Origin of the sequence: Nocardia sp. NPDC058176 (assembly GCF_042883805.1) — a bacterium.
In the GTDB taxonomy this organism is placed as follows: domain Bacteria; phylum Actinomycetota; class Actinomycetes; order Mycobacteriales; family Mycobacteriaceae; genus Nocardia.
This window is the reverse complement of the sequence record NZ_JBHVVA010000001.1, coordinates 2,312,404-2,332,512: the sequence shown is the minus strand read 5'-3', so window position 1 is coordinate 2,332,512 and position 20,109 is coordinate 2,312,404. Positions and strand designations below refer to the sequence as shown.

Below are 20,109 nucleotides of genomic sequence, written 5' to 3'. Positions count from 1 at the left end.
GGTGGAGGTGGCGCGACCATTACCCTCTATCGGGTGGCGATATCGAAGGTCGAGCGGCTGATGAATCTGGTCATCGCGCTGCTGTCGACCCGGCAGTTCCTGAGTGCGGAACGTATTCGCGCCAGCGTGGCCGGTTACGAGGACTCCGCGACCGACGAGGCGTTCAGCCGGATGTTCGAGCGCGACAAGAACGAGCTACGTGACCTGGGCATTCCCCTCGAAGTGGGTCCGGTCGGCCGGTTCTCGACGCTCGAGGGCTACCGGATCAACCGGGACGCCTACGAACTGCCCGATATCGACCTGTCCAGCGAGGAAGCGGCCGCGGTCGCCGTCGCCGTGCAGATGTGGGCCTCACCCGAACTGGCCGGTGCCGCCGAGGGCGCGTTGCTGAAGCTGCGCGCGGCCGGGGTCACCGTCGAGACCGACAATGTCGGGGTCTCGGTGCCCGCCGTGCCCGCCCGCACCCGCGGCTCGGAACCGGTGCTGCGCGAGCTGCTCGCCGCGATCGACGCCGGCCAGGCCGTGCGCTTCGGTCATCACAGTGCCGTCACCGATCCGTTCGTCACCCGCGATGTCGAACCCTGGGGCGTGGTGACCCGGCACGGTCGCTGGTATCTGGTCGGCCACGACCGCGAACGCGATGCCGTGCGCACCTTCCGGCTCTCCCGCATCGGCGGCCAGGTCACCCCGTACGGTCCGGTCAACGCCGTGCGCAAACCGGAGGACACCGACCTGCGGGTGATCGTCGACCAGGTCACCGGCGACGCGCCCGTCACCGGCTCGGCCACCGTGTGGGTCGCCAAGGGCCGCGGCCGCGAACTGCGCCGCATCGGCACCGAGGTGGACACCCGCGACCTGGGCGGCAGGCCGGGGTCGGTGCTCGAGGTGCCGGTGCGCTCCCGCGACTGGGTCGCCCGGCTGATCACCGGCCTCGGACCCGATGTTCTCGTGCTCGATCCGCCACAACTGCGCGCCGATGTGATGAACCGGCTACGGTCGGTACTCGACCACACGGAGGTGGCGTCGTGAGTTCGCGCCTGTCCCTACGCCTTTCGCGCCTGTTGAACATGGTGCCGTACTTACTCGCGCACCCGGGGATCAGCGCGGCCGAGGCCGCCGCCGAACTGGGTGTCACCACCAAACAGCTGATGAGCGACCTCAACCAGCTGTGGATGTGCGGGCTGCCCGGGTACGGGCCCGGCGATCTGATCGACCTGTCGTTCTCCGAGGAGAGCATCGAGGTCACCTTCTCGGCGGGCATCGAACGCCCGCTGCGACTGACCTCCACCGAGGCGACCGCCCTGCTGGTGGCCCTGCGCTCGATCGTGGAGATGCCCGGCATGGTCGACCCGACCGCCGCGCACGCCGCGATCGCCAAGATCGAATCCGCGATCGCCAGCAGCGACGCCGTCGTCACCGGCAAACCGGTCACCGTGCCCGCCGAGGCACCGGTCGTGGCCACCGTGCGCGCCGCGCTCGCCGACGGCAACGCCCTGCGCCTGGTCTACTACTCGGCCAGCCGCGACGAGGTGTCCGAACGCACCGTCGACCCGATCCGCGTCGTCCTGGTCGACAACAACAGCTACCTGCAGGCCTGGTGCAGGCAGGCCGAGGGCGTGCGCCTGTTCCGCTTCGACCGGATCGAGGACGCCACCGAACTCGACGAACCGGCCCGCCCGCCCAGCCACGCCGCCGCCGACGCGGCCGCGCTCGACCTGTTCCAGGACGACCCCGCCGTCCCGCTGGCGCGCCTGCGCATCCGCGCCGACTACGCCTGGGTACTCGACCAGTACCCGATGCACCGCATCGAATCGCGTCCCGACGGCAGCATCGAGGCGGGCATGCGCTTCGCCTCGCCGGACTGGATGGCACGACTGCTGCTCGGCTTCGGGACGGGCGTGCGAGTGCTCGGCCCGCCCGACCTGGTGGCGGCGGTGCGCGACCGCGCCGACGCCGCACTGGCCGCCTACGCGGCCGCCGGACTACTGGGGGAGACCGAGTCGGCGTGAGCCAGCGAGTACTGGTCCTCGGTGCGGGCAGCATCGGGGTCTTCATCGGCGGTCACCTGGCCGCCGCGGGCATGGAAGTCATCTTCGTCGGCCGCCAGCGGGTGCTCGACGACATCGCCGAGCACGGCCTGTCCCTGACCGACCTGGACGGCGGCGCCACCGAGGTGCCCGCCGACCGGTTCGGGCTGGCCCTGGAACCCGACGAACCGGAGCTGGCCGACCTGGTCCTGATCACCGTGAAATCGGCCGCCACCGCCGAGGCGGCCCGCGCGGTCGCGGGCAGGCTGCGCCCCGGCACCCCGGTGGTGAGCCTGCAGAACGGCATCGGCAATGCCAGCCTGATCCGGGAGATCCTGCCGACCAGCATCGTGCTGGCCGGCATGGTCATGTTCAACGTCGTGCATCGCGGTCGCGGCCGGTTCCACCGGGCCAGCGACGGCGTGGTCGCGATCCAGGACGATCCGGTGGTCGACCGGTTCGCCGACCGGTTCCGGGCCGCCGGACTGCCCCTGCGCCGCCATCGCGACCTGCGCCCGGTGCAGTGGGCCAAGTTGCTGCTCAATCTGAACAACCCGATCAACGCCCTCTCGGGTCGGCCGCTGCGCGAGGAACTGGCCGAGCGCGACTACCGGCGCTGCCTCGCGCTGACCCAGGCCGAAGCGCTCGCGGTGATGAACACTGCGCGAATTCGGCCCGCGCAATTGACCCCGGTGCCCCCCGAGCTGATGGTGCATCTGCTGCGCGTCCCCGACGGCATTTTCCGCCGCGTGTTCGGCCGGGTACTGGCCATCGACCCGCTCGCCCGCTCGTCGATGGCCGACGACCTCGCGCTGGGCCGCCGCACCGAAATCGCGTGGTTGTGCGGGGAGATCGTGCGCCTCGGCGAGATGGTCGGACAGCCGACGCCGGTCAACCGGCGCCTCACCGAACTGATCAGAATCGCCGAGTCCGGTGACGATCGACGGTTCACCGGCAGCCGCCTGCTGGCCGAGCTGACCGGTGCCGCCCGCGCCGTCCAGGGTTGAACGCGTGGCGAACAACGCTGCGGGTGAGCGCTCGCGACTGCTCGCGGACGGGTAGCATCGGTAACCACCACAGTCTTGGGAGGTATCTGAAAATGGGCACGTTCAGCTGGACGCACCTGCTGATCATCGCGTTGCTGTTCGTCCTGCTCTTCGGCGCGAAGCGGCTTCCGGACGCGGCGCGCGGTCTCGGCCGGTCGCTGCGCATCTTCAAGAGCGAGGTCGGGCAGATGCAGTCGGAGTCGGCGACCCCGGCCTCCACCCCCGCGCAGGACGCCACCCCGGCGCCGCCGCAGCAGCTGTCGGCCTCCGCCGCGCAGCCGCAGGCCCCGGTCGTGGAACCGCAGCAGCGCGAGAAGTCGCTCTGACCTGAAAGTTCACCCCGGAGCGGCCGTGACCGCTCCGGGGCGCAGTGCTGTTTCGCCGAGCATCCGCCGAACCGAGGGTTAGAGGCCACCACCAACCATGCGCATCCCGTTCGATCCCCGGCGCAGCAAGCGCAGGACGAATCCCGACGGCACCATGTCGTTGGTCCAGCACCTGCAGGAGCTGCGCACTCGACTGTTGCTCGCGCTCGCCGCGATCGCGGTCACCACGATCTTCGGCGTCTTCTGGTACGCGCAAACACTGTTCGGCATCGAGAGCCTGGGCGAGATCCTGCGCGGGCCCTACTGTGCGCTGCCCGAATCGGCCCGCGCGAGTCTGAGTCCCGACGGAGCGTGCCGGTTGCTCGCGACCGGCCCGTTCGAACAGTTCATGTTGCGGTTGAAGGTCGGCTTCACCGCCGGTGTGGTGCTGGCCGCGCCGTTCTGGCTCTATCAGCTGTGGGCGTTCATCACCCCGGGGCTCTACGCCAAGGAACGTAAGTACGCGGTCGGATTCGTGGTATCGGGCAGCGTGCTGTTCGTGGCCGGTGCCGTCCTCGCGTACCTCGTGGTCTCGCACGCGTTGGCGTTCCTGTTGACCATCGGTGACAACGTGCAGATCACCGCGCTGAGCGGCTCCGAGTACTTCAGCATGATCATCCAGCTGATCATCATCTTCGGCGTCAGCTTCGAGACACCGCTGGTGATCATCGGGCTGAACCTGGTCGGTGTGCTGTCCTACGTCAAGCTCAAGGCGTGGCGGCGCGGCATCATCTTCGGCCTGTTCGTCTTCGCCGCGATCGTGACACCGCAGGATCCCTTCTCGATGTTGGCGCTGGCGTTCGCACTAACCTTGTTGTTCGAGCTGGCGGTGCAGTTCGCCAGGATCAACGACGCCCGCCGGGCCCGCCGCGAGGCGAACTCCGACTGGGGCACCCTCGACGACGAGGAAGCCTCGCCGCTGGACACCCCGGATCCGGTCGCCCCGGCCGATCCGGTCGCCGACCCGCAGAAAACCACGCGCCCGGTGTCGGACTACTCCGATACGCTCTGACGGGTGACCGATTCTCCCGCCGGGGCCACCGAGTTGGCGCAGTTCGCCAGCGAAATCTCCTTCGAGCTCGACCCCTTCCAGCGCACCGCGTGTGCGTCCCTGGAAGCGGGGCACAGCGTGCTCGTCTGCGCGCCGACGGGCGCGGGCAAGACCATCGTCGGTGAGTTCGCCGTGCACATGGCGCTGGCCTCGGGCGGAAAATGCTTCTACACCACGCCGATCAAGGCGCTGTCGAACCAGAAGTTCGCCGATCTGACCGCCCGCTACGGCCGCGACAGCGTCGGCCTGCTCACCGGTGACCAGTCGATCAACCCCGGTGCGCCCGTGGTCGTGATGACCACCGAGGTGCTGCGCAACATGCTCTACGCGTCCTCGGATTCCCTCGACGGCCTGTCCTATGTGGTGATGGACGAGGTGCACTACCTGGCCGACCGGTTCCGCGGCGCGGTCTGGGAGGAAGTGATCCTGCACCTGCCGCCGGACGTGCGGCTGGTGAGCCTGTCGGCGACGGTGTCCAACGCCGAGGAGTTCGGCGCGTGGATGGAGACCGTGCGCGGCGACACCGCCGTGGTGGTCGACGAGACCAGGCCGGTGCCGCTGTGGCAGCACGTGATGGTCGGGCGCCGGATGTTCGACCTGTTCGACACCAAGTCCAGTGATCAGAAGGTGCTCGTCGACGAAGATCTCGTGCGCTTCATCCGCCAGCGCGAGTCCGCCGACCGGATGCAGGGCTACGGCGGCCCGCGCGGCCGCGGCGCCCGCGGGAATTTCCGTCCGCTGCCTCGCCCGGAGGTGCTGGCTCGTCTCGACGAGGAAGGGCTGCTGCCCGCGATCACCTTCATCTTCAGCCGCGCGGGCTGCGACGGCGCGCTGGCCCAGTGCCTGCGCGCCCGGCTCGACCTGAGCAGGCCCGGCGACACCGAACAGATCGACGCGATCATCGAGAAGCACACCGGCGATCTGCCCAAGGGCGACCTGGAGGTACTCGGCTACTGGGAGTGGCGCGACGCCCTGCAGCGCGGGCTGGCCGCCCACCACGCGGGAATGCTGCCCGCCTTCCGGCACACGGTCGAGGAACTGTTCGTCAAGGGCCTGGTCCGTGCCGTGTTCGCCACCGAGACCCTCGCCCTCGGCATCAACATGCCCGCGCGCACGGTGGTGCTCGAGCGGCTGGTGAAGTTCAACGGCGAATCGCACGCCGAGCTGACCCCGGGCGAGTACACCCAGCTCACCGGGCGGGCCGGCCGTCGCGGCATCGATGTCGAGGGCCACGCGGTGGTGCTGTGGCAGCCCGAGGTCGACACCAGCGCGGTCGCCGGTCTCGCCTCCACCCGCACCTATCCGCTGCGCAGCTCGTTCCGGCCCGGCTACAACATGTCGATCAACCTGATCGACCGGATGGGCGCCCAGGAGGCCAGGACACTGCTGGAACGGTCCTTCGCCCAGTTCCAGGCCGACCGCTCGGTGGTCGGGCTGGTGCGCGGCATCGAGCGCAACGAGGGCGCGATGCGCAAGCTGGAGAGCCAGCTCGGCGGGGTCGACGGCGGATTCATGGAGTACCTGGCGCTGCGCGAGCGGATCAAGCAGCGCGAGCGCGAGATCCAGCAGCAGGGCCGGGCCGACCGGCGTGGTGCCGCGGTCAAGGCGCTGATCGAGTTGCGCCGCGGTGACGTGGTCGCGATTCCGTCGGGCCGGCGGGCCGGGCTGGCCGTCATCCTGGAACCCGACCAGACGCCGGGCGATCCGCGTCCGCTGGTCCTCACCGAGGACCACTGGGCGGGCCGGGTGTCCGCGGCCGATTTCCCCACGCCCGCGGAGGCACTCGGGCACATGCGCCTGCCGCGCCGGGTCGATCACCGCGCCGCCCGCATCCGCCGCGATCTGGCCTCGGCGCTGCGGGGCACCGGCATCTCGGCTCCCGGCAGGCGCCGGCGCAACGACCACACGCGCGGGGGCGAGGATCGCCAACTCGCCACGCTGCGCCGCAGTCTGCGTTCCCATCCCGCGCACAGCCGCCCGGACCGGGAACAGCTCAGCCGCACCGGCGAGCGGTACAGCAGGCTGGCCCGCGAGACCGAGACGATGCGCCAGAAGGTTGCCGCGACGACGAATTCGCTCGCGCGCACCTTCGACCGGATCGTCGGGCTGCTCGAGGAACGCGGCTTCGTCGAACACGGCGAGGTGACCATCGACGGCAGGCGGCTGGCGCGGATCTACGCCGAGAGCGATCTCGTCGTCGCCGAGTGCCTGCGTCAGGGGCTGTGGCGCGGTCTCGGCCCGGCCGAGCTCGCCGGGGTGGTCTCCGCGCTGGTCTACGAGTCACGCCAGGAGGGTGGCTATCTCACCGCCACGGGCCCGACCGAACCGATCCGCCGCGCGCTCGGCGCCACGCTCGACGTGTGGAGCCAGCTGCGGGCCGACGAGTCGCGGCACAAGCTGCCACCGACCCGCGAACCCGATCTCGGCTTCGTCACCGGCGTCTACAAGTGGGCGCGCGGCGACGCATTGGCCGAGTCGTTGCTGGCGAGCGGCGATCAGGGAACTCCGCTGTCGGCGGGCGATTTCGTGCGCTGGTGCAGGCAGGTGATCGACCTGCTCGACCAGATCCACAACACCGCCGACGACACCGAGATCGCGGCCACCGCGGCCAAGGCGGTGCGGGCGGTTCGGCGGGGTGTCGTTGCGGTGGACGCCGCGTAGTCGATACGTCTGTGATTTGATTTCTTCGCGTACCGACCGTGATGGCGGAGTCGTGCGAATGCGGCTGGCCTGGCGCGGGGGGCTACCGTATGTACAACGATGCGAGTGGAGGCGAGTGGATGAGCGGCCCGTACGGACCGAATGGCCCAGGGGAGGGAAGCAACGATCCCACCCAACACTGGGGAGGTCAGCAGGGGGCCGGTGGCGCCGGTCCCACGCAGCACTGGGGAGGTGCGGCGCAGCCGCCGCAGCAAGGGGGCCAGCCGCCGCAGCAGGGTCAGCCCACCCAGCAGTGGGGTGACCCGAACGCACAGCAGCCGCAGCAGCAGTGGGGGCAGCCGCAGCAGCCCGCACAGCAGCCGCAGTGGGGCCAGCAGCCGCCGCAGGGCGGTGTGCCGCCCCAGCAGCCCACCGGACCGCAGCAGCAGTGGGGTCAGACCCAGCCGCCGCCGCAGGATTGGAACGCCCAGGGCGCGAACGCCCAGCAGCAGTGGGGTGGCCAGCAGCCGCAGCAGCAGTGGGGGCAGCAGCCCCAGCCCGGACAGCAGCAGTGGGGACAGCAGCCGCAGCCGTCCGGCGGCAAGGGCAAGGGCCTGGTGATCGGCCTCGTCGTCGCCGGTCTGCTCGTGGTCGCCGCGATCATCGGTCTGCTGCTCGTCCTGTTCGCGTCCGACGAGCTCGATCAGTCCGCTGTGCAGGACGGCGTCTCGCGCGTGCTGAAGGAGTCCTACGGCATCGCCGATGTCTCCGACGTGAGCTGCCCCTCCGGTCAGGAGGTGAAGGTCGACGCGACCTTCACCTGCGACCTGAAGGTCAGCGGCGAGGACAAGCAGGTCACCATCAAGATCACCAAGGATGACGGGACCTACGAGGTCGGCCGCCCGAACTAGGCTGTCGCACCGCGATTCCCCGGGCCGTCCGCAGTGTGCGGGCGGCCCGGCGTCGTTCACCCGGTGTGCACCGCCGTCAGCGCGGTGACCAGCCGGGTGATCGGGCTCTCGGCGTTGTAGGCGGCGGCCAGGGCGAGCAGGCGCTCCGGGTCGGCCGGGGTGGCGGGCAGGGTGTCCGGTCCCGACAGCACGACCTCGGCGTCGCGCACCACCTGCACGACCGGCGCGGCGACCTTCAGGTAGTCCTGCGCCGCAACGAGTTTCGCGCGCATCCCCTTCGCCAGCCCGGAGTCCGGATCGGCGACCGCGACCATCAGGGCGTCGAGCGAACCGAACTTCGAGATCAGCTGGGCGGCGGACTTGTCGCCGATGCCTGCCACCCCGGGCAGTCCGTCGGAGGCGTCGCCGCGCAAGGTGGCCATGTCGGCGTAGGCCGGGCCCGCGTTCTGTTCGGGCACACCGTATTTCGCCGACACCTCGGCCGGACCGAACAGTTCGGCCTTGGCCAGGCCGCGGCCCGCGTAGAGCACGCGCACCGGCGGCGCCGGGTCGTCGCGGACCAGTTGCAGCAGGTCACGGTCACCGCTGACGACGATCACCGGATCGGTGCGCTCCCGGCTGGCGAGGGTGCCCAGCACATCGTCGGCCTCGAGGCCCTCGGCGCCGCCGGTGGCGATGCCCGCGGCGGCGAGCACCTCGAGGATCATCTCGACCTGCGGGGTGAGCGTGTCGGGCACCTCCTCGGCGCCGGGTGCGGCCGCGTCGCTGGTGTCGAGCCGGTGCGCCTTGTACGAGGGCACCAGCGCCACCCGGAACGGTGGGCGCCAGTCCAGGTCGAGTCCGATGACGAGCCTGCTCGGCCGGTGCTTGGTGATCAGCGAGGCCACCATGTCGGTGAATCCGCGCACCGCGTTCACCGAGCGCCCGTCGGCGCCCCGCAGTTTGTCGGGGATCGCGTAGTAGGCGCGGAACCAGAGGCTGGCGCCGTCGAGGATGAGCAGGGGTCCGCGGGGGGTCTGGTCAACGGTCACGAGGTGATTGTGCCCCCAACGCGGGTGCGGGCGTCCGTGGCCGTGCCCGCGGGTCCGGCGTGGCGACGCGCAGCACGATCCGGTTCCGCTCCGGTCGCCGATGCTGCGACGGCCGGTGCGCGGCGGGTAACGTCGAAACCTATGAGCGCGCACACGGAGGCAAGGTTCGCGGCGGAGATCTACGGTCAGCGGCTGGAGCGGGCGGTGGAGTCGATGCGCGGGGCGCATCTGGACGCCCTGCTCATCACGCCGGGTCCCGATCTGGAGTATCTGATCGGTTCGAAGGCGCAATCCTTCGAACGGCTCACCTGCCTGGTGATCACCTCCGACGGCGCGACGCCCTCGGTGGTGATCCCGAAGCTCGAGGTGGCCTCGCTGGCGGCGTCGGCGGTGGCGGAGCTGGGACTGAAGGTGCTGGACTGGGTCGACGGTGTCGATCCCTATCAACTGGTGCGCTCGACGCTGCACGCCGGTTCCCGCATCGCCGTCGCCGATGCGATGCCCGCCCTGCACCTGATCCCGCTCGCCGAGTCGACCACCGGGCTGCCCGCCTCGGCGACGCCGGTGCTGCGCGAGTCGCGAATGATCAAGGACGAGGCCGAGATCGAGGCATTGCGCCGCGCGGGTGCGGCGATCGACCGGGTGCACGCGCGGATGGGGGAGTTCCTGCGGGCGGGGCGGACCGAGGCCGAGGTGGCCGCCGACATCGCGGCCGCGATCGTCGAGGAGGGGCACACGGCGGCCGCGTTCGTCATCGTCGGTAGCGGCCCGAACGGCGCCATCCCGCACCACGAGCACTCCGAGCGCACGATCGAGAAGGGCGATGTGGTCGTCATCGACATCGGTGGGCCCGTCGAGCCCGGCTACTTCTCCGATTCGACCCGTACCTATGTCCTCGGTAAGCCGAGCAAGCAGGTCGCCGACCAGATGGCGTTGCTGGAAACCGCCCAGGCGGCGGCCGTGGCGGCGGTTCGGCCCGGTGTGACGGCGGAATCGATCGACGCCGCCGCCCGGACGGTGCTCGCCGAGGCGGGACTCGGTGATGCCTTCGTCCATCGCACCGGGCACGGGATCGGGCTGTCGGTGCACGAGGAGCCCTACATCGTGGCGGGCAATGATCTGGTGCTGGCGCCGGGGATGGCGTTCAGCATCGAGCCGGGGATCTACTTCCCGGGCAAGTGGGGTGCTCGTATCGAGGACATCGTGGTGGTCACCGCTGATGGTGTGGAGTCGATGAACCAGCGGCCGCACGGGCTCACCGAGCTGTAAGCGGTTCGCGTAACCGCTATTTCAGCGTGCTGGACGAGAGCACCCGGCGGACCTGGATCGCTACGACCACTCGGGTCGGGTTCTCTCGCGGTACCCGGTAGCGCTCGGTGTAGCGGCGCACGGCCTCGGCGACGTCGGCGCTGTCGGTGAGCACTGTCGCCGGGCCCTCCAGGGTGAGCCAGCGGGGGCCGTCGACCTGGCTGACTGCCGCGTAGCCGCCGCGTGCCGCGTTGCGGGCCTTCACCGAGGCGCCGTCGGTGATGATTCGGGCGATGCCGGTCTCGGGGTCCCAGGTGAAGCCGACCGCGACCACGTGGGGGGTGCCGTTGGCGCGCAGGGTGGTGAGGGTGGCGAGGTGGCGTTCGGTGACGAAGTCCTGGGCGGCGGGGGTGAGTTGGGCGGTGGTGGTCGGCATGGGTTGACGGTAGCTGGTTTGTGGTTCAGTGGTCGCGGGTGCGGGGCTGGGAGCGCGGTCATGGCGTACTCGAGTGGAGAGGTGGGGTGGCTCGGCGGGAGTCCGATGTAAACCCCGGGGGTGACAGACTGGGCGTATGGGTACGCAGACGAACGACGGGTCGGTGCTGGTTCTCGGTGGCCGCAGTGAGATCGGGCTGGAGGTGGCGCGGCGGTTGGCGCCGGGGCGGGTGGTGATCTTGGCGGCGCGGCGGGCCGAGGCGTTGGGGCCCGAGGTGGAGCAGGTGCGGGCTGCTGGGGCCAGTGATGTGCACACGGTCGAGTTCGATGCCGATGACACCGCGACGCATGCCCGTCTGCTGGAGAAGATCGTTGCCGAGCACGGGGTGATCGGGACGGCGGTGCTGGCCTTCGGGGTGCTGGGGGATCAGGCTCGGGCCGAGGTGGACCCGGCGCACGCGGTGGCTGTGGTGCATACCGATTTCGTCGCCCAGGTCAGTGTGCTCACCACCCTGGCGACGCTGCTGCGGGCACAGGGTGCCGGGCAGATCGTCGTGTTCAGCTCCATCGCGGGTGTTCGGGTGCGGCGGGCGAACTATGTCTACGGATCCGCCAAAGCGGGGCTCGACGGCTTCGCCAGCGGCCTCGGGGACGCGCTGCACGGTACCGGGGTCCAACTGCTGCTGGTCCGCTCCGGCTTCGTGATCGGCCGGATGACCACCGGCATGGATCCGGCGCCGATGGCCAGCACCCCTGATCAGGTGGCCGATGCGGTCGTGCGTGCCCTGCGCAAGGGCGCGACGCGGGTCGCGGTGCCGGGGCGGTTGGCGGTCATGTTCTTCGTGATGCGGCTGCTGCCGCAGTCGATCTGGCGGCGGATGCCGCGGTGACCGGTCCGACCTGGGCAGGCCAGCCGATCGTCGTCGCGGGGATCGGCGCCGACGGGTGGTCCGGGCTGGGTGAGACGGCTCGCGAGGCCGTCCTGGCCTGCGACGTGGTGTTCGGCGCACCGCGTCAGCTCGCCATGCTCCCGCCGGGGACCGCGGAACAGGTGCCATGGCCGACCCCGCTGCTGCCCGCCCTGACGGAGCTGTTCGCCCGCAACGCCGACCGGCGCATCGGCGTGCTCGCCAGCGGTGACCCCATGTTCTACGGCATCGGCGCGACGCTGGCCCGGCGCTTCGGCGCGAGCGCGCTGCGGGTGTTCCCGCAGCCGTCCTCGGCGTCGCTGGCGTGTGCCCGGCTCGGCTGGCCGCTCGCCGAGATCCCGGTGGTGAGCGTGGTTGCCCGACCATTGCCCACCGTGCTGCCCGAATTGTCCGATGGTCACCGTATTCTCGTGCTCAGCGAAGACGAATCCACTCCGCATCGGCTCGCGGAATTGCTGCGTGACAAGGGATTCGGTCCGTCGACGATGACCGTGCTCGAACAACTCGGCGGTCCCGCCGAACGCCTGCTCACCGGTACCGCCGTGGACTGGTCACACCCGCCGGGCGACCCGCTCAACCTCATCGCCCTCGACTGCCGCGCCGCCGCGGGCGCCCGCCGCGACACCCGCCTGCCGGGCCTGGCAGACGCCGCCTTCACCGGCGACGGCCAGCTCACCAAGGCCGAGGTCCGCGCCCTCACCGTCACCGCCCTCGCGCCCGCACCGGGGGAAACGCTGTGGGATGTGGGTGGCGGTTCGGGCAGCATCGCCATCGAATGGTGCCGTACTCATCCGCGGTGCCGTGCCGTCACCTTCGAACGATTGCCCGCGCGCCGCGAACAGATCGCGGCCAATGCCACCGCGCTGGGCGTTCCCGGAATTTCGATTCTCGGCGAAGTGCGCTCGGAGTTAGCCCACACCGAATTATCCGCACCGGATGCGATATTTCTCGGCGGCGGCCTCACCCAGGACGGACTGTTCACCGAATGCTGGCAGCGGCTGCGTCCGGGCGGCCGACTGGTCGCCAATGCGGTCACGGCGGAATCGGAAGCGCTGCTGCTCGACTGGTTCGCGACCTTCGGCGGAACACTGCGGAAATTTCAGATCTACCGGGGCGAACCGCTCGGCGGGTTCACGGCGTGGCGGCCGCACCTGCCCGTCGCCCAGTGGATCGTCGCGAAACCCGCTGGTTGACGGTTCGCGATCCACTCCGCACCGATCACGGACAGATCACGCGCAGATCACGACAAAACGGTTCGCGCAGGGTCACCGCATCCTGCAAGTTACGAACCGAACGTGTAGAACGCTTGGCTCGGGGGTAGGGTCGTGGCCGTTCCGGGTAAATCCTCACTCGGTTCGGTTTTCCATGATGGGGAGTTACATGAAGTACTCGAAGTTCACCGCCCCGGCGTTGCTTGCCATCGTCGCGACCGGCATCGCTGCCGCTCCCGTGGCCGCCGAGCCGGCCGCGCCCGCCCCCGCCGTGCAGGAACAGGGCGCGCCCTCGGTGCAGGGCGCCGACCGCGGCGTGACCTACCGCGCGCAGATCGTCGACGCCGGCAAGTCGGTGGTCACCACGGTCACCGGCGGCGCGTTCAGCCTCGACGCCGACCAGAAGTCGGTGACGCTGAAGAACGAGGCGGGCGAGGTCATCGCGCTGGTGCCGCTGTCGGGCCAGGTCGACGGTGCCACCACCGAGATCGCCGCGGTCGTCGAGGCCGACGGTTCGACCCTGACGCTGACCCCGAAGTCGGTCGTCGCCAAGGACATCAGCTCCCAGCAGTGGTTCGCGGCCGAGCTGCAGCGGGCCTCCACCGGTGCGCTGGTCGGCGCGGTCATCGGCGCGCTGCTCGGCGCGATCGGCATCGTCACCATCATCCCGGGCGCCATCATCGGTGGCGTGATCGGTCTGCTCATCGCCGGTGGCCCTTCGCTCATCGACGCGGGTCAGGCCTACTTCAGCGGGCAGCCCTGAGAGTCCTGATCCTCGGCGGCACGGGCGAAGCCCGGGAGCTGGCCCGGATCGCGTCCGGTGAGCGCGGACTCGACATCGTGTCCTCGCTCGCCGGACGGGTCGCCAACCCGCGGCTGCCGGTCGGTGCGGTCCGCGTGGGTGGGTTCGGTGGTGTCGAGGGCCTCCGAACCTATCTGCGCGAGAACGCGATCGACGCCGTCGTGGACGCGACTCATCCCTTCGCGGCGCAGGTCAGCGCCCACGCGGCCACCGCGACGCGTGAGGTGGGCATCCCCGCGCTGCATCTGCGGCGCCCGGAATGGGTGCAGCGCCGAGGTGATCTGTGGACCAGGGTGCCCGATCTGGCGGCGGCGGCCGCGGCGCTGCCGGGGCACGACGAGCCGGTCCTGTTGACCATCGGTCGCCAGGGTGTCGGCGCGTTCGCCGGCTGTACCCGGCACCGTTTCGTCATCCGCTCGATCGACGCGCCCTCGGCGCCGCTGCCGCCCCGCTACAAACTGCTGCTGGCGCGCGGACCGTTCACCTTCGACGAGGAACTCGTGCTGATGTCGCGCCACCGCATCGGGGTGCTGGTCACCAAGAACAGCGGCGGCGAGCAGACCGAGGCCAAGATCTTCGCCGCGCGCACCGCGGGACTGCCGGTCATCATGATCGACCGGCCACCGCTGCCCGCGGGTGCGCTCGCCGTGAACGCGGTGCCGGACGCCGTCGACTGGTTGCGTGAGGTCGCCTCAGAGCACGTGCGCTGAGCCGGGTTCGACGCGCGGGGTGAGGATCGACGGCAGCTGGTCGAACCAGTGCAGCACCGCGCGCTCGTAGGCGATGCCGAACTCGAGGGTGGCGCGCTGGTGTGGCGCCAGGGCCGTCTCGTCCTCGTCGAGATAGCGATCGAGGCGGTCCTGGTGGATGTTCTTGTTGGCGGCGATGATCCGGTCCCGGTGGGCCGGTTCGAGATGCTCGCCGAACGACAGCGTGAGCAGCAGTGGGACCCGGATCGTCTCGGCGCCGGGGTCGCGGGCGATCCATTCGGCGAACGCCTCGCGCCCGGTCTCGGTGATCCGGTAGGGCGTGCGCTCCCTGGCCCCGCGTTCACCCTTGGTCACCAGGCCCGCGGTGTCCATGCTGGACAGTTCGCGATACACCTGGCTCTGGGTGATGGTCCAGAAGTCGCCCACGCGCTCCTGGGCCTGGGTGGCCAGGTCCCAGCCCGACTTCGGGCCCTCGTGCAGAAAACCCAGTAGCGAGGCCGCGGTGGAGTTCAGCGGGCGGCGTCGAGTCGCGGTGTCGGTCAACGGTCAACTCCCTTCGAACTACATTCCTAAGTGGAATGTTACGCCTGGGCGTGCTGTCCACCAATAGTGACTCCGGTTGCGGCGTGTTCGCCGGGAGTTGCTATTCCCCGGTGCCGTACCGGCGCGCGGTGTACACCCTGGTGCCCGCCGGGGTGTCGAAGGCGGTGGTGGTGGAGGCGCCGATGATGAGCAGGGTACGCATGTCGACCTCGTCCGGATCGAGCGCACCCAGGGTGATCACCCGCACCGATTCGGTCGGCCCGCCCACATCGCGGCCGAGCACCACCGGGGTTTCCGGGGGCCGGTGCGCGAGCAGGACGTCACGCATCGCCCCGACCTGCCAGCGTCGCTGGGAGGATGCCGGATTGTAGATGGCGATGGCCATGTCGGCTGCCGCGACCGCCGAAAGGCGCTGTGCCACCACATCCCACGGCTTGAGCCGATCGGAGAGCGAGATCATGGCGTAGTCGTGGCCCAGTGGCGCGCCCACCCGGCTGGCGACAGCGTTGGCCGCGGTCAGTCCCGGCAGCACGCGCACGGGCACATCCTTGAACTGCGGTTCGGCCGAGACCTCCAGAACCGCTGCGGCCATGGCGAACACGCCGGGATCACCGGAGGAGACGACCGCGACCTTCGCACCCCGCTTGGCCAGATCCAACGCCATCGCGGCCCGCTCGGATTCGACCTTGTTGTCGCTGGCATGCCTGCGCTGACCCACCCGCTCGGGCACACGATTGATGTAGGTGGTGTAGCCGACGAGATCGGTGGCCTCGGCGAGCGCCTCGGCGACCTGCGGTGTGGTCCACGCGGCGTCACCCGGGCCGAGACCGACGACGACGACTTCGCCGGTGGCACCGGTCGATTCGGCGGATGGGCGCAGCGTGGTGTCGCCGGTCGACGGGGGCGTGTCCTGGGTCGGGCCGGGAGCGGCAACCAGATCGGCGGTCGCCGAGCGGGCGGATGTGGGGTCGGGGCGGGCGGGGATCGGAGTGGTTGGAGTGGGTCCGGGCACCAGGGTGATCGCGAAGTAGGGCACCTCGGTCTCGTCGACGTCGGCGGCGGCCAGCACGCGCTCGCGGGTGCTGCTCGCGCGCTCCACGTAGTAGGCGTCGGCGAGGCGGCCGGAGTCCGAGAGTGCTTGGCGCACACCGGGGAAGGTGCGGCCCAGCTTCATGATGGCGGCCGCGTCGGTGTGGCGCAGGCGCTCGGTCAGCTCATCGACGGGCATGGTGCCGGGCAGCACCGTCAGGACCTGTTCGCCTTCGACCAGGGGGGTGCCGAGGGCGGCGGAGGCCGCGCTCACCGAGGTGATGCCGGGGACGATCTCGGTCTCGAACCGGTCGGCCAGGCGGCGGTGCATGTGCATGTAGGAGCTGTAGAACAGCGGGTCACCGGCGGCGAGCAGGGCGACATTCCGTCCGGCGGCCAGGTGCTCGGCCAGCCGGGCGGCGGCCTGTTCGTAGAACTCGTCGATCGCGCCCTGGTACCCGCCGGGGTGATCGGTGGTCTCGACGGTCACCGGGTAGACCAGGTGCTCCTCGATCTGACCGTCCCGCAGATACGGTTCCGCGATCCCGCGCGAGATGCTGCGACCGTGCCGGGCGCTGTGGAAGGCGACCACATCGGCGGCGGCGATGAGCCGGGCCGCCTTCACCGTCACCAGTTCCGGGTCACCCGGTCCGAGGCCGATGCCCCACAGTTTCCCGGTGCTGATCTCGCTCACTCCTGTTCGCTCGCGATCGCGTTCAACGCCGAGGCGGTGATGGCGCTGCCACCCCGACGGCCGCGCACGGTGAGGTACTCGACCCCGCCGAAGTCGATCAGCGCCTGCTTGGACTCGGCGGCGCCGATGAAACCGACCGGAATGCCGATGATCGCGGCGGGTTTCGGTGCCCCCGCGTCCAGCATGTCGAGCAGATGGAACAGCGCGGTGGGCGCGTTGCCGATGGCCACGACCGCGCCGTCGAGCTGATCGCGCAACAGTTCCAGCGCCGCCACCGAGCGGGTGTTGCCCAGTCGCGCGGCCAGTTCGGGCACGCGCGGGTCGGTGAGGTTGCACAGCACCGCGTTGTCGGCGGGCAGGCGCTTGCGGGTGACGCCGGAAGCGACCATGTTCGCATCGCACAGGATCGGCTTGCCCGCGTGCAGCGCGGCGCGCGCGGTGGCGACCACGCCGGGGGAGTAGGCGATGTCGGCGGCCAGGTCGACCTGTCCGCACCCGTGGATCATCCGCACCGCCACCCGCTCGACATCGGCGGGGAAACCGGCGAGATCGGCTTCGGCGCGGATCGTCGCGAACGAGCGCCGATAGATCTCGGCCCCGTCGGTGAGGTAGCTGGCACGTACGTCGGACATGCGGACAACCCTAGAACCTGGGTCGGGCGCGGCCTCGGTCGGTACTCAGGTGCGCGGGCGTTCGAGAATGCGCGACATCACCAGCGAACTGCGGGTGCGCCCGACCCGCGCGTTCTCCCTGATCCGCTCGACGGTGACCTCGATCTCGGCCATGTCGGTGGCCATCACGTGCACCAGCGCGTCGGCCTCGCCCGCGATCGTCCAGACGCCGACGATCTGCGGAATCGGTTCCAGCGTCCGGCGCAGTTCGGCCGGGGAGATGTTGTCGCGGTAGTACACCTCCACGTACGCCTCGGTCGTCCAGCCCAGCGCCGCCGGGTTGACCTGGGCGGTGAATCCGGTGATCTGCCCGCTGGCGACCATCTTGTCCACCCGCCGCTTCACCGCGGGCGCGGACAGCCCGACCATCGAGCCGATGTCCTGGAAGGAGGCGCGGGCGTGGGTGAGCAGTTCGCCCAGAATGCGGCGATCGATGTCGTCCATGTCACTCCCGCGCGGTTGGGACGCAATGATTGCCCATTCTCGCATCGATATGCGCAACGAATCGGTGTTCCTCGTGCAATGGGCTGACATTTACGGTCGTAGCAACCGTTCGATCCGCGCTGCCACCGGGAGTCACGATGACCGCCGCCGCCCCCCTTCGCGTACCAGCGCCCGCGCGGGTCGCCAGTCCGCGCCGCTATGTCATGTGCAGGCCGGAGCATTTCGAGGTCAGCTACGCGATCAATCCGTGGATGGACCCGGCCGCCCCGGTCGACCGCCCGCGCGCGCTGGCCCAGTGGGAGATTCTGCGCGCGGTGCTCGAGGAGCACGGGCACTCGGTGGAGACGGTGCCCGGTGAACCCGGTCTGCCCGACATGGTCTTCGCCGCCAACAGCGGCATCGTGATCGGCGGGCACGCCCTCTCGGCGCGCTTCGCCCATCCCGAGCGCGCCGCGGAGGGGCCCGCGTTCCACCGCTGGTTCGCCGCCCGCGAACTGCGCGCGCTCGCCCCGGCCGCCGAAACCAACGAGGGGGAGGGCGATTTCGCGTTCGCCGGGCAGCGCATCCTCGCCGGCGTCGGGTTTCGCTGTTCGCTGTTGGCACATGCCGAGGTCGAGCAGTACTTCGACCTGCCGGTGGTGTCCCTGGAACTGGTCGACCCGCGGTTCTATCACCTCGACACCGCGCTCATGGTCCTCGACGACACCACCATCGCCTACTACCCGGACGCGTTCGGTCCCGCCGCCCGCGATGTGCTGGCCGCGCTGTATCCCGACGCGATCCTGGCCGAGGAGGCCGACGCGCTCGCCTTCGGCCTCAACGGCGTCAGCGACGGTCACCACGTGTTCCTCGACCCCGGCGCCACCGCGCTGATCGCGGCACTGCGGGCCCGTGGATTCGCGCCGGTCCCGGTCGACCTGTCCGAGCTGCGCAAGGGCGGCGGCGGGGTGAAGTGCTGCGTGCTCGAGCTGCACCACCGCCGCGACACGACCGCCCGCTAGCCGGATCACGCCGCTCGCCGCCGACATACTTGGCGGGTGGCACACCCGGAGCAGTCCACGGAAGAACGGCGTGCGAGCTGGACCGAGCTGTTCTTCGACCTGGTCGCCGTCGCGGGCATCGGCCAGCTCACCCATCTGCTGCACCGCGGGCCCTCGCTGGGCGAGTTCGGGCTGTATGTGCTGCTCTACCTGGCGTTCTGGGTGGTGTGGGCGTGCGTGACCGTGTACTCCAACATCGAGGGCGAGCACGCGCACACCACCATGGTGTTCGGCTGCATGTTCGGGCTCGGCGTGATGATGGCGGCCGTGGCCGGGGTGCCCGACGAGCACGCGAACGTGTTCGCGGCGATCTACGTGCTGGTGCGGATCGTGTCGTCCTCGGCGTGGGGTCGCGGCCGGGTGGTCGTGGACTGGCCGATCGCCCAGATGGGTGCCGGCACCGTGCCGTGGATCGTGTCGCTGTGGGTGCCGGGGCCGTGGAAGTTCGCGCTGTGGGCGCTGGGTCTGGCGATCGACCTGGTGACCATGTTCGCCGTCGACGCCGACCGGCTGCTGGCCGAGGCCAACCGGCGGATGATGACCCGGTTGCGGCGGGCGGGACGGCGCGGCCGAGACCGGTTCGCCGGTGCGACGCCGACATTGCAGGCACTGCGCGCGGACCCGGCGCACCTGGGTGAACGGCTCGGCCAGTACCTGATCATCGTGCTCGGCGAGGGCGTCATCTCGGTGATCGCGGCGGTCTCGGCCGAGGAATGGACCGTGCGCGTGTCGGTGATCGGGGTCGGCGCGTTCCTGAGCCTGATCGGCATGTGGGCGCTGACCTTGAACTTCGGCTTCGTGCCCCGCCTGATGGGCGCCGCACCGGGCACGGTCGATCTGCCGCGCCAGCGGGTGATGGCGGTGCACTGCGCGCTGAGCGGGTCGGTGGCGACCGTCGCGGCCGGGCTCGGGCTGGTCGCCGGGCATCCCTCGGGGCATCTGCCCGTAGGCATCGGCTGGGTGCTCGGCGGTGGTTTGGCGGCCTTCTTCCTGGTGTGTGGTCTGAGCGGACTACCGAGCGCGGGTCCGCGGTGGCTGCTGCGCTGGCCGGTGCCGGGTCTGGTTGTCGCGGTGGTGCTGGGCTGGTCCGCGCCTCATCTGGGGGCGGTGTGGCTGGTGATCGGGGTGGCGGTGGTCCTGGTGGTGGCCGTCGTGGCGGAGGTGACTCGTCCGCGACGACCGGTATGAACGGGCCGGATTCGGCGGCGCCGTCCGTGCGGCAGGGGGTGGTCGACGCGATCCGCGCGGTAGGTCTGGTCGGCCTGGTCGGCAGGGTAGGTCT

The 20,109-nt window shown here is 70.3% G+C and carries 20 protein-coding genes; 14 read left to right on the top strand and 6 right to left on the bottom strand.

What is annotated here, in order from left to right:
* Positions 1-33: 33 nt before the first annotated feature.
* The 7 genes from ACFVVM_RS10865 (at position 34) to ACFVVM_RS10835 (ending at position 8,040) form a co-directional block, all read left to right on the top strand.
* Positions 34-1,029 carry a helix-turn-helix transcriptional regulator gene (locus ACFVVM_RS10865; protein WP_387615994.1) on the top strand — a complete coding sequence of 332 codons (996 nt, stop codon included), beginning with the start codon at positions 34-36 and terminating at the stop codon, positions 1,027-1,029.
* Entirely contained in the window at positions 1,026-2,009 is a 984-nt protein-coding gene (locus ACFVVM_RS10860; RefSeq protein ID WP_387615991.1) for a helix-turn-helix transcriptional regulator, read from the top strand. The genes ACFVVM_RS10865 and ACFVVM_RS10860 overlap by 4 nt, the downstream gene beginning before the upstream one ends.
* Positions 2,006-3,034 (top strand): 2-dehydropantoate 2-reductase, encoded by a 1,029-nt coding sequence (locus ACFVVM_RS10855; RefSeq protein WP_387615988.1) that lies wholly within the window; start codon positions 2,006-2,008, stop codon positions 3,032-3,034. The genes ACFVVM_RS10860 and ACFVVM_RS10855 overlap by 4 nt, the downstream gene beginning before the upstream one ends.
* Before the next feature lie 92 nt (positions 3,035-3,126).
* Positions 3,127-3,399: a Sec-independent protein translocase subunit TatA gene (gene tatA / locus ACFVVM_RS10850; RefSeq protein WP_387615986.1), complete on the top strand. Its 273-nt coding sequence runs from the start codon at positions 3,127-3,129 to the stop codon at positions 3,397-3,399.
* Positions 3,400-3,496: 97 nt separating this feature from the next.
* Positions 3,497-4,450, top strand: coding sequence for a twin-arginine translocase subunit TatC (tatC, locus tag ACFVVM_RS10845; RefSeq protein ID WP_387615983.1), 954 nt, complete (start codon positions 3,497-3,499; stop codon positions 4,448-4,450).
* Between the two features lie 3 nt (positions 4,451-4,453).
* Entirely contained in the window at positions 4,454-7,150 is a 2,697-nt protein-coding gene (locus ACFVVM_RS10840) for a DEAD/DEAH box helicase (RefSeq protein ID WP_387615980.1), read from the top strand.
* Positions 7,151-7,269: 119 nt separating this feature from the next.
* Positions 7,270-8,040: a DUF4333 domain-containing protein gene (locus ACFVVM_RS10835; protein WP_387615978.1), complete on the top strand. Its 771-nt coding sequence runs from the start codon at positions 7,270-7,272 to the stop codon at positions 8,038-8,040.
* 56 nt (positions 8,041-8,096) lie between these two features.
* On the opposite strand, the gene ACFVVM_RS10830 is transcribed toward ACFVVM_RS10835, so the two are convergent.
* Complete coding sequence (locus ACFVVM_RS10830; RefSeq protein ID WP_387615976.1) at positions 8,097-9,071, bottom strand: 5'-3' exonuclease H3TH domain-containing protein; 975 nt, start codon at positions 9,069-9,071, stop codon at positions 8,097-8,099.
* Positions 9,072-9,212: 141 nt separating this feature from the next.
* On the opposite strand from ACFVVM_RS10830, the gene ACFVVM_RS10825 reads away from it, so the two are divergent.
* The gene (locus ACFVVM_RS10825; protein ID WP_387615973.1) at positions 9,213-10,340 is read left to right on the top strand and encodes a M24 family metallopeptidase; all 1,128 of its coding nucleotides are present in this window, start codon (positions 9,213-9,215) and stop codon (positions 10,338-10,340) included.
* 16 nt (positions 10,341-10,356) lie between these two features.
* Here the strand turns inward: ACFVVM_RS10825 and ACFVVM_RS10820 are convergent, their stop codons facing one another.
* A complete protein-coding gene (locus tag ACFVVM_RS10820; RefSeq protein WP_387615970.1) occupies positions 10,357-10,755 on the bottom strand; it encodes a PPOX class F420-dependent oxidoreductase in 399 nt (132 codons plus the stop codon).
* Between the two features lie 136 nt (positions 10,756-10,891).
* Between ACFVVM_RS10820 and ACFVVM_RS10815 the strand changes: the two genes are divergently transcribed.
* The 4 genes from ACFVVM_RS10815 (at position 10,892) to ACFVVM_RS10800 (ending at position 14,406) form a co-directional block, all read left to right on the top strand.
* Positions 10,892-11,644: an SDR family NAD(P)-dependent oxidoreductase gene (locus ACFVVM_RS10815; protein WP_387615967.1), complete on the top strand. Its 753-nt coding sequence runs from the start codon at positions 10,892-10,894 to the stop codon at positions 11,642-11,644.
* A complete protein-coding gene (gene cbiE, locus ACFVVM_RS10810) occupies positions 11,623-12,876 on the top strand; it encodes a precorrin-6y C5,15-methyltransferase (decarboxylating) subunit CbiE (RefSeq protein WP_387616828.1) in 1,254 nt (417 codons plus the stop codon). Before ACFVVM_RS10815 ends, cbiE begins: the two co-directional genes overlap by 22 nt.
* Positions 12,877-13,063: 187 nt before the next feature.
* Positions 13,064-13,657, top strand: coding sequence for a hypothetical protein (locus ACFVVM_RS10805; protein WP_387615964.1), 594 nt, complete (start codon positions 13,064-13,066; stop codon positions 13,655-13,657).
* Entirely contained in the window at positions 13,654-14,406 is a 753-nt protein-coding gene (locus ACFVVM_RS10800; protein ID WP_387616826.1) for a cobalt-precorrin-6A reductase, read from the top strand. The genes ACFVVM_RS10805 and ACFVVM_RS10800 overlap by 4 nt, the downstream gene beginning before the upstream one ends.
* Here the strand turns inward: ACFVVM_RS10800 and ACFVVM_RS10795 are convergent.
* The 4 genes from ACFVVM_RS10795 to ACFVVM_RS10780 form a co-directional block, all read right to left on the bottom strand.
* Entirely contained in the window at positions 14,389-14,949 is a 561-nt protein-coding gene (locus tag ACFVVM_RS10795) for a PadR family transcriptional regulator (RefSeq protein WP_387615962.1), read from the bottom strand. The genes ACFVVM_RS10800 and ACFVVM_RS10795 overlap by 18 nt on opposite strands.
* 100 nt (positions 14,950-15,049) lie before the next feature.
* Positions 15,050-16,663: a precorrin-2 C(20)-methyltransferase gene (locus ACFVVM_RS10790; protein ID WP_387616824.1), complete on the bottom strand. Its 1,614-nt coding sequence runs from the start codon at positions 16,661-16,663 to the stop codon at positions 15,050-15,052.
* A 5-nt stretch (positions 16,664-16,668) separates the two neighbouring features.
* A complete protein-coding gene (locus ACFVVM_RS10785; RefSeq protein ID WP_387615959.1) occupies positions 16,669-17,304 on the bottom strand; it encodes a precorrin-8X methylmutase in 636 nt (211 codons plus the stop codon).
* 45 nt (positions 17,305-17,349) lie between these two features.
* Complete coding sequence (locus tag ACFVVM_RS10780) at positions 17,350-17,787, bottom strand: Lrp/AsnC family transcriptional regulator (RefSeq protein WP_387615957.1); 438 nt, start codon at positions 17,785-17,787, stop codon at positions 17,350-17,352.
* A gap of 137 nt (positions 17,788-17,924) precedes the next feature.
* Between ACFVVM_RS10780 and ddaH the strand changes: the two genes are divergently transcribed.
* Together ddaH and ACFVVM_RS10770 are read left to right on the top strand one after the other, a co-directional pair.
* Positions 17,925-18,788: a dimethylargininase gene (gene ddaH / locus ACFVVM_RS10775; protein WP_387615955.1), complete on the top strand. Its 864-nt coding sequence runs from the start codon at positions 17,925-17,927 to the stop codon at positions 18,786-18,788.
* A gap of 36 nt (positions 18,789-18,824) precedes the next feature.
* Positions 18,825-20,015, top strand: coding sequence for a low temperature requirement protein A (locus ACFVVM_RS10770; protein ID WP_387615952.1), 1,191 nt, complete (start codon positions 18,825-18,827; stop codon positions 20,013-20,015).
* The last annotated feature ends 94 nt before the right edge of the window (positions 20,016-20,109 follow it).